Raw genomic sequence first — 13,198 nt, 5'->3', positions numbered from 1 at the left:
GGGTGCGATTAAGCGCGACACGCTCTATATTTTCTGCCCTTTCTGTTCAGCGCCAAAACACCGAGACTGATCAGAAGGGCAGCGGTGGTGTCGGTCCAGCCCGGCACCTCTCCGAGCAACAACAGAGCCAGCACCAAAGTTGCCACCGGAATAAGGGCAGATAAGGCCGCTCCCGCTGCTGTTCCCAAAAGCACAACTGCACGGTTAAAAGCGAAGACACCGAAGGCTGATGTCAACACACCCTGATAAAAGCCCTGCAAAGCAATATCGCCCCAAGCGGTTTCGCCAATGCCTTTTTTCAGGAACAGCACATAGATTGGCAGAAACACCAGCGCAGACGTCACGGCGGCAATCGCTGTAGCATGAAGCCCGTCCATGCCTTTCCTGCGAAAGACCATCACGTAGATCGACCAGACCAAGGCTGCTGCAAAAAAAGAGAGGTGTCCTATCATCTCTTGCCCACCCAATTGCGACAAGCCGGCGATCAATCCGCTTCCAATCAGGATCAGCACCACCCCGGCCCAACGGGATAACGCCAGACGCTCCTGAAGCAGAAGGACACCGAGAATAGCAACGAGTGCTGTCATCAGGCCGGGGATAAGCGCAGCCGCATGGGACGCGGGAGCAAACTGCAACCCGTACACAGTCAGAAGCGCATAGGGAAAGCCAGCGCCGGACGCAAGAAGCACAAAGCCAAGCGGCCCCAATTGTCTAAAGCCGAACCCTTTCGCAAAGACGACCGGCAACAGCACCAAGCCCGCTACACCGAAGCGCAATGCAATAATGTCCGACGGCATGAGTGCTGTTTTAAAGCCAAAGCGGGTCAGTACGAACGAACCCGACCAGACGAGGACGCCCGAAAGCCCCCAAAGCAAGCCCTTTATCGTATCGTTTGCTGAAACTGAAATAGTCGAATCGGTGGTGGCCGTCATATTTGCTTTGCTCTGATTCATGAATAGTTGTGCGACTATTGCAGAAACAGTGAGCGTAAGCGGCACGGATAAGTCAAATATGAGGTATTAGAAATTCTTATGCCGCTTTGATATTTGCATCTTTGGCGATAACGCAGAAACTATCGATCAAATGCCTTACCGGGCTATCGGCACGATAGACAATATAGACCGTTCTGAATGTCGGCGGATTGAGTTTGATCGCTCGCAGATCATGCAAATCGGAACCCGGTAAGCTGATCTCCGACAACAGCGTCATGCCAATGCCATGTCGCACCATTTCGAGCACAGTGGCAACATCCCGTGTTCTTACCTGCTCGCTTCGCGCCCCCCCATCCGCATGAATGATACGATCAAGGATCAACTCGCAACCCGCAGCCGCAATCAACTGTCGATCTCGCAGATCGCGTGGGGCAACCACATCCCGCCGCATGAAGGGGTCGTCACGTCGACCGACCACGACCAATTCTTCCTGCCCTACTTCAACCGCTTCCAAACCGGAAAATGGCAGTGACGTAATGCCAATATCAGAAATGCCGTCACTCACCCAAAGGCTTACATCGTCGTGTCCGCCTTCAAAAGTGCTGAATTCCACACGCGGATGGAGCCGCAAAAAAGTTTTGCGCAGATCAGGAACCACATATTCCAGCTGGCTGGGAATGGCCGCCACGCGCAGCCTGTCAGGCGCATTGGTGACCATCTTGCGTGCCTGAGCTTCTATCCGATCCACAGCCGATAAAGCACTGCGCGCATCATCAAGAATGGTCTGCCCAAAAGCGGTCAGCATCGCACCGTCGCGTTTGCGGGCAAGCAGATCCAGTCCGAGGATTTTCTCAAGTGTCGACAGCGCCTGACTGGCCCCTGACTGGGTCAGGCCCAGCTTCCGTGCGGCCGCACCGACACTGCCGGTTTCGGCTACCGCTTCGAGCAAACGCAACTGGACGAGACTGATCTTCATGACTTAGCTTCCCAATGCCGCATCGCCCCAATCGGCACGGCGCGCCCAACGGAAAAACTCACCGTCCCGCTTGGTGACAAGACGCTCTTCAGCGCTTCCATCTTCGTTGCAAAGTTTCAGTGCCACCTTGCCGCCGCCGACACGTGTGGGCGCAATCACCCGCGCTGATGCAGCAAGCGACCGATCACGCGTCGCAGCCAGATAGATGAACTTCTCGTCTTCCCATGGCACTTCGGCATCTTTGGTCAGACGATGAATACGGGAGCGAGCAACCCGGCGCGAAAAATGGCACCAGTCGGGTGCAATCAACGGGCATTCGAGCTGATGCGTGCAAGGTGCCGCAATATATGCACCCTGTTCAATGAGCGCCGCGCGTGCGTCGAGAATACGCTGCCAGCCTGCAGGAGTTCCCGGCTCTACAATCACGAACAGATGGCGGGCTGAAGCCCATAGCCGTTCGACAAGCGCCTTGCGATCATGAGGTGCCAGCTCGTCAAGAACATAGGCGATCGTCACAAGATCAGCTTGCGGAAAATCAAGCTTTTCCCTGACCAGATCGCCCGCGCGCCATTCCGTTTCAAGACCCACATTTTCAGCAAGCTTGCCGCCCACTGCACGAATCGCAGGGCTTGCTTCGATCATGGTCGCCGATGCGAGATCGGGCCAGCATTCGCGTGCAGCCCAAAGTGCGGTCCCCGGCCCACAGCCTACATCAAGCATAGTCGTCGGCGCAAAGTCTGGGCACACTTCCGCAACGCTTTCAAAACTTGCGCGCACTGCCGCATAGGTCGCAGGCAATCGCGCAGCGAGATAGGCCTTAGCGGCAAATTCGTCTGAAATATGCAGGCGACCATCGCGTGTTTCCGCGCGATAGCGCCGCGACAAAACCTCAGACGCGCGCTTGAGGTCGGCCAGAGCCACTCCTTCAAGCGTCGCGTCTACAGCCTGACGCAATAGTGATGGCAATTCCATTGCAGATCAGCGCTCCAGAACCTGCTTTACGTCGACCAGATTGGAACGAACGCGCAGGATATAAAAGCCCATCGTGGTCAGATGTGACGGTGTAAACCATGCATCCGGGCTACCGTTTGAAACAATGAACGGCTGCATATCGAGCGCCGAGCGCAACTGCCGTTCCATTTCATCCCATACGCCATCAAGATGCTTTTCAGCCAGGACCCCGCGGAAATCCGAATGGGCAGCGCGCAAGAGGCCGTAATAGGCATAGAGCTGGCCATAAGCGAACCAGAAGCGATCATCGGCGCGCGTATCAAACCAACCAGCATGATAGTTCTCTGCACGGTCCTTGAGGATTGCTGAGGTCGAACCCAAATCGCTCGCAATGCGATCGACAAACTGGATCAGATTGTCGGCGCGCGCGTCAAACGTGGCCTGACAGTTTTCAAGACGCGTATTGAACGAACGTAAGTCCTTGATCGCCGAGCGATAATAGCTTGGCGTCGGTGTCTTTGGTCCAAACGGGCTCAGGCCAAAATACCAGGCATCTTCGGCAAACTGCAGATTGCCACGCGCCTTTTGCAGATCTCCGTCGATCTGGGATGTGCCACGCAAACGGCCAATATTGTCTACCAACTCGATAGCCGTACGGCGTACGGCTGCATTGATGCCGCGCTGGAACGATGCCTTGTTATCGAGAAATGGCGTGCGATCCCAATCGATTCCAAAGAAACCAACCTTGTAGAGCAGCATGGAGGAAATCCACGCGTTCTGGTTCACGTTGAAATCGGTGAGATCAGCTGCGACTTCAGCAATTGCGGAAGGCGAACACTTACGCGCAGTCGATGGAATCTGCGCGGCCTGCATCGGCTGCGACTGTGACTCCGTCGAGGTTTCGGACTGCGTGTTTGTGTCGCCGTTACCAGCGGCAGGTGTCGTATCCGTACCACCAGCGCTATTTTCGGAAGGTGCTGGCGTTGCCGGTTCGGGCTTTGCAGCCAATGGCGCAGGTGTCTTCTGCACTTCCTCGCCGGGTGTCACTGCCGTCTGATAGCTGTACTTGGCTGGATAATCAGGATTGAAGTTGGTCCAGACCTGCGTTTGCCAGATAAAATAGATATAAAGACCGCCCAGTCCAATTACGGCCACGGCGATCGCAACTTTCCACAAATTTCCCAGCTTAAGGAAAAGCCGCCATAAACCGCCGAGCGGTACTGCTATCAAGCGGGCCAACGCCGCGATAAATCGACCAAGGAAGGAGAAAACGCCCCGTACTGCATTCCACACCGTAAAAATTCCTTCCTCTTGCCTGCAATTGCAGGCTATTCGACATTTTAGATTGTCCGGGTCTTATCCGGCAACTGGCCCGAAAAGCCGCTGACCACTGATCAGCATATTCTGATTAGCTTCACACATCTCAAATAGAGTGCGGCAAGCTTTTCGACAACCTTGAACCAGCCTGTCTCTGACTTTATCGCGTGTTTTCAGCGCTCAAGGGTTGAAACAAGATGCCCCTTGCGTAACATGGCGCCACTTCGCACTGCTTCGGCTTACAAAGCCTCATCTGCAGAACCTTTTTGACTGACGGTCCATAAAAAACGAGTACAACACACCCCAAAGTCGCAATCAGAAATATTTTCGCCGCAATGGTACTTGATCGGCGAAATCTTTGGTGTTTGCTAAAAGCCGGAACCGGAAAAACAATCAACCGTCAAAACGGCCCGGTTAATGGAGAGAGAAATGAAGTCCACTTCGACGTCCACCCTCAAGTATGCCTTGAGTACACTAGCCTTAACGACAGCTGTGTTCGCACTGCCGGGCACCAGCTTCGCGGCCGAACCGGCAAGCTGCTCCACCGTTCGCTTTTCCGATGTGGGCTGGACCGACATCACTTCGACCACGGCGGTGGCTACTGAGATTCTCAAAGGTCTCGGCTACAAGACCGACATCAAGGTTCTTTCCGTGCCAGTGACCTATGCGTCGCTCAGCAAGAAAGACATTGATGTGTTTCTCGGCTACTGGAACCCGTCCATGAGCGCCGATCTCAAGCCTTATCTGGATGACAAGACCGTCGAAACACTCCGCACCAATCTGACGGGCGCGAAATACACCCTCGCCGTACCAAAATATGCCTATGACGAAGGGCTCAAGGACTTCAAAGACATCGCCACTTTCAAAGACAAGCTTGGTGGCAAGATTTACGGCATCGAACCAGGCAATGACGGCAATCGTCTGATCCTCGACATGATCAGCAAGGATGCATTCGGCCTGAAGTCGTTTGAGCTCGCTGAATCGTCAGAACAGGGCATGCTTGCACAGGTCGGCAAGAGCGTTCGCGGCAAGGACCCGATCGTGTTCCTCGCCTGGGAACCACATCCGATGAACAAGCGCTTTGAAATCGCCTATCTGACCGGTGGCGACGATTTCTTCGGCCCGAACCTTGGCGGCGCCAAAGTCGAAACCAATGTCCGCGCAGGCTATGCGCAGGAATGCCCGAATGTTGGCAAGTTCCTTACCAATCTCGAATTCCAGCTCGAAATGGAAAACGAGATCATGGGTAAGATTCTTGACGACGGCGAAGATCCAGCAAAGGCCGCAAACGCTTGGCTCAAGGCAAATCCTGCTGTTCTCGACAAATGGCTCGATGGTGTGACCACTGCTGATGGCAAGGAAGGCCTGCCGGCTGTGAAGTCGGAACTCGGCCTGTAATCTTCAAAGCCTCGGGCCGCGGATCACCGCGGCCTACTCATTTGTGGGTAAATATCCAGAGCAATTCCAGCAAACGTACGTATCGGTTTTGCATTCGGAAATGCGTAAAACAAACAGAAAAGCACGCAGCAGGAGACATGATCGTTGAACTGGCTGACGGACTATAAGATTCCAGTCGGACCAACCGCAAAGTCGGTGGTCGATTGGCTTACGAACAATATGGGTGGTTTTTTCGATACGCTGGCTGCGATCATGCAGTGGCTCATCGATGGATTGTTGTACTTGTTACAGCTCCCGCATCCCCTCGTCTTGATCGTCATTTTTGCAGTGATCGCCTGGTTTATCCAGCGCCGTATTTCGGTGGTTATCCTGACGATTATTGGCTTTCTGTTCATCATCAATCAGGGTTATTGGGATGGCACCCTCAAAACACTGACGCTGGTTCTGTCGGCCTGCTTTCTCTGTATGGCAATCGGCGTACCGCTTGGCATTGCGGCCGCCCATCGTCCCACCCTTTATGCAATCCTGCGGCCAGTTCTCGATCTGATGCAGACGCTGCCGACCTTTGTGTATCTGATCCCGGCCATCGTTTTCTTTGGCATCGGTATGGTACCCGGCTTGCTGGCCACTGCGATCTTCGTTCTGCCCGCACCCGTACGGCTTACACATCTCGGCATCTCATCGACACCATCCTCGCTGATAGAAGCGGGCGAAGCTTTCGGGGCGTCCCGCACTCAGCTTCTCTGGAAGATCGAACTGCCTTATGCCATGCCGCAAATCCTCGCCGGCCTCACCCAAACCATCATGCTGTCACTGTCCATGGTGGTGATTGCAGCACTTGTGGGCGCTGATGGGCTTGGTGTGCCTGTGGTTCGCGCACTCAATTCGGTCAATACCGCGCTTGGCTTTGAATCAGGTTTCGTCATCGTCGTGGTCGCCATCGTGCTCGACCGCATCTTCCGCGCCGGACGCGAAAAGTAGGAGAGCCAATCATGACGATCATCGCCTTGAAAGATGTCAGCATCATCTTCGGCAAGAATGTCGATAACGCGCTTGAACTGGCGGATCGCGGCGCTTCGCGCTCAGAAATTCAGGCAGAAACCGATCTTGTTTTGGGCGTACATGACTGCTCGCTCAATATTCAGGAAGGCGAAATTGTTGTCTTGATGGGCCTTTCGGGCTCGGGAAAATCCACCCTGCTGCGCGCCATCAATCGCCTCAATCCAATTTCACGCGGCAGCGTTCTGGTGCGTGACGGTGAGCGAACGATTGACGTGGGCAAAGCCGATCGCGGCACGATGCGGCACTTACGAACTGAACTCGTCTCGATGGTATTTCAGCAATTCGGTCTGTTGCCTTGGCGCACGGTCGAAGAGAATGTGGCTTTCGGGCTGGAAATCTCCGGCATGCGTAAGGACGAGCGGCTTGCACAGGCACGCAAGCAGCTCGAACTGGTGGGCCTGCAAGATTGGGCCACGCGCAAGGTGAGTGAACTTTCAGGCGGCATGCAGCAGCGTGTTGGTCTCGCCCGGGCCTTTGCGACCGGCGCACCGATCCTGCTTATGGACGAGCCCTTCTCCGCTCTCGATCCGCTCATCCGAACACGTTTGCAGGATGAACTTCTGGCTTTTCAATCACGGCTTAAGAAGACCATTGTCTTCGTCAGCCACGATCTTGATGAAGCCATGAAGATTGGTAATCGCATTGCCATCATGGAAGGCGGACGGATTGTCCAATGCGGCACACCGCAGGAAATCCTGCTACAGCCAGCAGACAAGTATGTCGCCGACTTCGTGGCCAACATGAATCCGCTGGGCGTTTTGCGCGCGGGCGATATCATGACGCCATTTGACCGTAATGCGGCACCTCGTCCGTTTGCGGCAACCACACGACGCGAAACGCTCATCCGCGAGTTGATGGGTGCCGTTGCTGACAGCGGCGGTGATGTGGGCATTGTCGAGAACGGCGCAATCATCGGAAAAATTGCCGCCGACGACATCGTGCGCGCGCTTGCCTGGCACCAACAGCGAGGGCAGCATTAGAGCGCATCCCGAAAAGTGCGAAGCGGTTTTCGGAACACGATGCGCGTAAAAACAAATGGATAGAGCATTTCCAATGACTCAATCAAAACAGGAAATGCTCTAGAGTGCCGTGCACCCTCTTGGGCGCACAAACGTCGCTCTAAAACAATGTCTTCAAACAAAAACGCCGCCCCAAAAGGACGGCGTTTTTCTTATCGAGACAATGGCTTTAAGCCTGAGCCGCCGCGCGTGCTGCGGCACGCGCTTCAACACGAGCACGGATAGCATCAACATCCGCGCGTGGCGTGGCTGCAAAAAGCTTCTTCGTGTAGTCGTGCTGTGGATTGGTAAAGACCTCTTCACGAGGCCCGTATTCAACCACTTCACCGAAATACATCACCATCACATCGTCAGCAATGTAGCGCACGACCGAAAGGTCGTGGCTGATGAAGACATAGGTCAGGCCAAACTCTTCCTGCAGATCGGCAAGAATATTGAGCACCTGTGCCTGCACCGACAGATCGAGCGCCGACACTGGCTCATCCAGAATGAGCAGCTTCGGGTTGAGCATTAATGCGCGAGCAATAGCAATACGCTGACGCTGGCCGCCCGAGAACATGTGCGGATAGCGATTGAAATGTTCTTTGCCGAGACCAACCTTCAGCAGCATTTCCATCGCCTTTTCACGACGCTCGGCAGCTGACATCTTGGTGTTGAGCAACAGAGGTTCTGCCAGCACATCGCCGATCTTCTGGCGTGGATTGAGCGAGCCATAAGGGTTCTGGAACACGATCTGCACCTTCTGGCGCATCTCTGCTGTCAGTCCATCACGGGCAATGTTCACATCCTGTCCACCGATCAGCAATTCGCCGGATGTCTGCGGATCAATCATGGTGAGGATACGCGCAAGCGTCGACTTGCCACAACCCGATTCGCCAACGATGGCGAGGGTCTTGCCCTTTTCGACCTTGAAGCTCACACCTTTGACGGCGTGAACAACCTTAGGCTTGCCGAAAAGACCGCCGCCAACATGGTAATCGCGCTTGATATCGCGCGCTTCGAGAACGATCTCGCTCATCACGCTTCTCCTGCGACACTATTTTGAAGAACAAAGTCAGAAACCGTTGGCAGACGGTCGCCGGTCGCATTTTCAGGCAGAGCCGAAAGAAGAGCCCGCGTATAAGGGTGCTTTGGCGCGGTGAACAACGACAATACGTCGGAATCCTCCATCTTGTGCCCCTTATACTGCACGATCACGCGATCCGCCGTTTCAGCAACAACGCCCATATCATGAGTGATCATGATCAGGCCCATGCCGTGTTCGACCTGAAGACGCATCAGCAGATCGAGAATCTGCTTCTGGATCGTCACATCGAGTGCAGTGGTCGGCTCATCGGCAATCAGCAGCTTTGGATTACAGGCAATCGCGATAGCGATCATGACACGCTGGCACTGGCCACCCGACATCTGATGCGGAAAGCTCTTCAGGCGTTCCGCTGCATCGCGAATACCGACCAGTTCAAGCAGCTCGACCGCACGAGCGTGGCTGGCCGCACCGTGAAGCCCCATATGTCGATTGAGAACTTCCTCGAGCTGATAGCCGACCGTAAAACACGGATTGAGGCTGGCAACCGGCTCCTGGAAGATCATCGAAATATCGCGTCCGATGATCTTGCGACGTTCCTTGTCGGACATTGCCAGCAGGTTTTGGCCATCAAATGTCATGCTGTCGGCAGTAACCGTCGCCGTCTTGGGCAACAGGCCCATGACTGCAAGCATACCAACCGACTTGCCGGAACCCGACTCGCCAACGATCGCCAGCACTTCGCCCTTATCGACCGAGATATCGATGCCATCGACCGCCTTGAAAGGACCAGTCGATGTATCGAATGAAACCGTGAGGTTCTTGATATCAAGCAAAGCCATCGATCAGCTCCTCTTCAGTTTCGGATCAAGCGCATCGCGCAGACCATCGCCGATCAGATTGATCGCGAGAACTGTGATCAGGATCGCAAGACCTGGGAAGGTCACAACCCACCATGCGCGCATGATGAATTCGCGGGCTTCTGCAAGCATGGTACCCCATTCCGGTGTTGGTGGCTGCGCACCCATGCCCAGGAAGCCGAGAGCTGCAACGTCAAGAATGGCGTTGGAAAACGACATCGTGGCCTGAACAACCAGTGGTGCCAGGCAGTTTGGCAAAATGGTCTTGAACATCAGACGCAGCTTGCTTGCACCTGCGAGCTTGGCTGCCGTCACATATTCGCGTTCCTTTTCAGCCATGACGGCTGCACGGGTCAGACGCGAAAAGTGCGGAAGCAGAACAAGCGTAATCGCAAGAACGGCGTTGATGAGGCCCGGTCCGAGAATGGCGACCAGAACCAGTGCCAGCAATAGCGACGGGAACGCCAGAATCACGTCCATGATACGCATGAAAACCGTGTCCACACCGCCGCCGAAATAGCCGGAGATGAGACCGATAGTGATGCCAAGGCACATCGAAATGATGACAATGACAAAACCCACGAGCAGCGAATACTGAGCGCCATAGATCAGGCGGGATAGCATATCGCGGCCGACAGCATCTGTACCCAGCAGAAACTGAGTGCTTCCACCCTGCTCCCAGAACGGAGGTGCCAGCATGAAATCACGAAACTGCTCCGATGGATTGTGCGGAGCAATAAGAGGCGCCAGAATTGCCACAACGACAAGCGCCATAAATACGAAGAGACCGATGACAGCGCCGCGATTGACGCTGAAATAGAACCAGAAATCTTTCAAAGCACGGATTTTTCCGACTTCGTTCACGGCTTCCGGCTGAATTGCTGAGTGTGTCATTATACCCTCACTTGTGCCGGATACGCGGATTGATCAGACCGTAAAGCAGATCGACGACCAAATTCACGATCATGATAATGAACGCTATGATCAGCAGTCCGCTCTGTACGACCGGATAGTCGCGACGCGAAATGGAATCGAGCATCCATTTGCCAATTCCGGGCCATGAGAAAATGGTTTCCGTCAGGATAGCACCCGCCATCAACACACCCACCTGAAGGCCGATTGTCGTGATGACTGGGATCATCGCATTGCGCAGCGCATGCAGACCAATGACACGGCGAATCGGCAAGCCTTTCGCACGTGCTGTACGGACATAATCTTCACCCAGAACTTCCAGCATCGCCGAACGCGTCTGACGTGCAATCACCGCAAGCGGGATGGTTGCAAGCACGATGGTCGGCAGAATGAGATGCGAGGCAGCAGAGGCGAAAGCGCCTTTTTGCCCCGACAGCAGACTATCGATCAGCATGAAGCCCGTGACTGGCGGGAAGTAATAGAGCAATGAGATGCGGCCTGAAACCGGCGTCCATTGTAGCACACCCGAGAACAGGATGATCAGCAACAAGGCCCACCAGAAAATCGGCATCGAATAGCCAACAAGCGATATGCCCATAAGGCCCTGATCGAACCAGGAGCCACGCTTCACAGCAGCAATGACGCCCGCTGGAATGCCAACGAGAATGGCGACAATGATCGCACAGACAGCAAGCTCAATCGTTGCCGGGAACAGGGCAAAGAATTCCACCAGAACCGGCTTCTTCGTAACCAATGACTGGCCGAAATCGCCGTGCAGAAGGTTCCAGACATAATTGAGATATTGTTCCCACAGCGGACGATCAAATCCGAGCTGGGCCAATAGCTGCGCATGGCGCTCGGGGCTGACGCCGCGTTCACCTGCCATCAATAGCACCGGGTCGCCCGGCAATACGCGGACGAAGGCGAATGCAACGATCGTGATGCCGATAAACGTCGGAACCAGATAGAGGAGTTTGTTTAAAATAAAACGAAACATACAAAAACTCCGACCGGGTGCGGAGAGAACCTCCACACCCGGCCGCTGGTGTTGTCAGATTTTACTCGGAGATATCGACATCTTCGAAGCGATAATCACCAAGCGGGCTCTGCTTGAAGCCCGTGACCTTAGCAGACATCGGCACAAAGACAGTCGAGTGAGCAATGGTGTTCCAAGGAGCCTGTTCCTTGAAGATCACCTGAGCTTCTTCATAAAGCTTGACGCGTTCTTCATGGTTGGTCGAAACCTTTGCCTTCTGGATCAGGTCTTCGAACGGCTGGTAGCACCACTGTGCGCGGTTGTTCGAGCCAAGACCGGCGCAACCGAGCAACGTACCGAGGAAGTTGTCCGGATCGCCATTGTCACCGGTCCAGCCGAGAATAACTGCACCGTCGCGGTCCTTTTCGCCAGACTTCTTGAGGTATTCACCCCATTCCATCGAAACGATTTCCGCGCTGACGCCAACCTTGGCAAAATCCGACTGCATGAGTTCAGCAGTACGACGTGCATTTGGCATGTAAGGACGGCTGACAGGCATAGCCCAAAGCTTCATCTTCAGATCCTTGACGCCAGCGGCTTCAAGAGCCTTCTTGGCAGCTTCAGGATCGTACTTGTCGTCTTCGATCTTGTCGTTGTAGCTCCACATTGTCGGTGGGATTGGGTTCTTAGCAACCTGTCCCTGACCTTGGAACACTGCATCAACGATTGCCTGCTTGTTCACAGCCTGGTTGAGGGCCTTGCGCACTTCCGGCTTGTCGTATGGCGGAACGAGCGTGTTGTAAGCGAAGTAAGCGATGTTCAGACCAGCCTGTTCATCAACTTTGAGATTCTTGTCGGCCTGAAGGTCCTTAATGTCTGCTGGAGCAGGATAGGACATCAGGTGGCATTCGCCAGCCTTAAGCTTCTGCGCGCGGACTGCAGGATCGGTGGTGATGGCGAAAACCAGATCGTCGATCTTCGGCTTGTCGCCCCAATAGTCCTGGTTAGCCTTGAAGCGAACGACAGCGTCCTTCTGGTAAGCCACAAACTGGAAAGGACCAGTACCAACTGGAACCTGATTGAGATCGCTTTTCTTGCCGTCAGCAGCGAGCTTGTCGGTATATTCCTTCGAGATGATCGAAGCGAAAGGCATCGAGATGTTGGCGAGGAACGCAGCTTCCGAACGGTTCAGAATGAACTTGACGGTATTGTCGTCAACCTTCTGAATTTCCTTGATCAGCGAACCCATTTCCATCGAATCGAAATATTCGTAGGAAATGCCAGCCGTATATTCGTGCCAAGGGTTTTCCTTGTTGCCCATACGGTCGAAGGAAAGGATCACGTCGTCAGCGTTGAAATCACGGGTTGGCGTGAAATAATCGCTCGAATGGAACTTAACGCCCTTACGCAGGTGGAAGGTGTATTCCTTGCCGTCTTCCGAAACTTCCCAGCTTTCTGCAAGCCCCGGTACAACTTCGGTCGTGCCGTTCTTGAATTCTGCAAGGCGGTTATAGACCGGATGCGCGGACGCATCGAACGTGTCACCACCGGTGTAAGCTGCTGGATCGAAACCCTCAGGAGATGCTGGCGAGCAATATACAAAGGTCTTTGCCGATGCCGCGCCGCTCATCAGAGCGACAACTGCCGTTGCCGCCAGAAGTGTTTTATAGAATTTCATTTAGTGCCCGCCTCCACGGAAATAATATTGCGCGCACCCTAAGCGCGCAACCTGGCCTTATCGAAACGCTTGCCTTGTCACATTGCAAGCGCA

12 protein-coding genes are annotated in these 13,198 nt (G+C 54.4%); 3 read left to right on the top strand and 9 right to left on the bottom strand.

All coding sequences use genetic code 11. From position 1 onward, the window contains the following. Positions 1-8 precede the first annotated feature (8 nt). The 4 genes from QBD00_RS01055 to QBD00_RS01040 form a co-directional block, all read right to left on the bottom strand. A complete protein-coding gene (locus tag QBD00_RS01055) occupies positions 9-932 on the bottom strand; it encodes a DMT family transporter (RefSeq protein ID WP_318578465.1) in 924 nt (307 codons plus the stop codon). Between the two features lie 97 nt (positions 933-1,029). Next, positions 1,030-1,908: a LysR family transcriptional regulator gene (locus tag QBD00_RS01050; RefSeq protein ID WP_318578464.1), complete on the bottom strand. Its 879-nt coding sequence runs from the start codon at positions 1,906-1,908 to the stop codon at positions 1,030-1,032. A 3-nt stretch (positions 1,909-1,911) separates the two neighbouring features. Beyond that, the gene (locus QBD00_RS01045; protein WP_318578463.1) at positions 1,912-2,880 is read right to left on the bottom strand and encodes a small ribosomal subunit Rsm22 family protein; all 969 of its coding nucleotides are present in this window, start codon (positions 2,878-2,880) and stop codon (positions 1,912-1,914) included. Between the two features lie 6 nt (positions 2,881-2,886). Continuing rightward, positions 2,887-4,152, bottom strand: coding sequence for a DUF2333 family protein (locus QBD00_RS01040; protein ID WP_318578462.1), 1,266 nt, complete (start codon positions 4,150-4,152; stop codon positions 2,887-2,889). 453 nt (positions 4,153-4,605) lie between these two features. On the opposite strand from QBD00_RS01040, the gene QBD00_RS01035 reads away from it, so the two are divergent. From QBD00_RS01035 to choV, 3 genes are all read left to right on the top strand, one after another. Continuing rightward, entirely contained in the window at positions 4,606-5,574 is a 969-nt protein-coding gene (locus tag QBD00_RS01035) for a choline ABC transporter substrate-binding protein (RefSeq protein ID WP_095447134.1), read from the top strand. Between the two features lie 144 nt (positions 5,575-5,718). Continuing rightward, positions 5,719-6,555 (top strand): choline ABC transporter permease subunit, encoded by an 837-nt coding sequence (gene choW / locus QBD00_RS01030; protein ID WP_095447135.1) that lies wholly within the window; start codon positions 5,719-5,721, stop codon positions 6,553-6,555. 11 nt (positions 6,556-6,566) lie between these two features. Further along, complete coding sequence (gene choV, locus QBD00_RS01025) at positions 6,567-7,616, top strand: choline ABC transporter ATP-binding protein (RefSeq protein ID WP_318578461.1); 1,050 nt, start codon at positions 6,567-6,569, stop codon at positions 7,614-7,616. 208 nt (positions 7,617-7,824) lie between these two features. On the opposite strand, the gene QBD00_RS01020 is transcribed toward choV, so the two are convergent. From QBD00_RS01020 to QBD00_RS01000, 5 genes are all read right to left on the bottom strand, one after another. Next, positions 7,825-8,673: a dipeptide ABC transporter ATP-binding protein gene (locus QBD00_RS01020; RefSeq protein ID WP_095447137.1), complete on the bottom strand. Its 849-nt coding sequence runs from the start codon at positions 8,671-8,673 to the stop codon at positions 7,825-7,827. Then, entirely contained in the window at positions 8,673-9,521 is an 849-nt protein-coding gene (locus tag QBD00_RS01015; protein WP_095447138.1) for an ABC transporter ATP-binding protein, read from the bottom strand. The genes QBD00_RS01020 and QBD00_RS01015 overlap by 1 nt, the downstream gene beginning before the upstream one ends. Positions 9,522-9,524: 3 nt before the next feature. Further along, positions 9,525-10,433, bottom strand: coding sequence for an ABC transporter permease subunit (locus QBD00_RS01010; protein ID WP_095447139.1), 909 nt, complete (start codon positions 10,431-10,433; stop codon positions 9,525-9,527). A gap of 7 nt (positions 10,434-10,440) precedes the next feature. Then, positions 10,441-11,448 (bottom strand): ABC transporter permease subunit, encoded by a 1,008-nt coding sequence (locus tag QBD00_RS01005; RefSeq protein ID WP_095447140.1) that lies wholly within the window; start codon positions 11,446-11,448, stop codon positions 10,441-10,443. A 61-nt stretch (positions 11,449-11,509) separates the two neighbouring features. Continuing rightward, positions 11,510-13,105, bottom strand: a complete 1,596-nt coding sequence (locus tag QBD00_RS01000) for an ABC transporter substrate-binding protein (RefSeq protein WP_151096007.1) — start codon at positions 13,103-13,105, stop codon at positions 11,510-11,512. Positions 13,106-13,198: the final 93 nt, after the last annotated feature.

The sequence above is a fragment of the Ochrobactrum sp. AN78 genome (assembly GCF_029909885.1).
Classification (GTDB): Bacteria; Pseudomonadota; Alphaproteobacteria; order Rhizobiales; family Rhizobiaceae; genus Brucella; species Brucella quorumnocens.
Note: the sequence above shows the minus strand (reverse complement) of the source record. Positions and strands in the feature narration are given on the sequence as shown.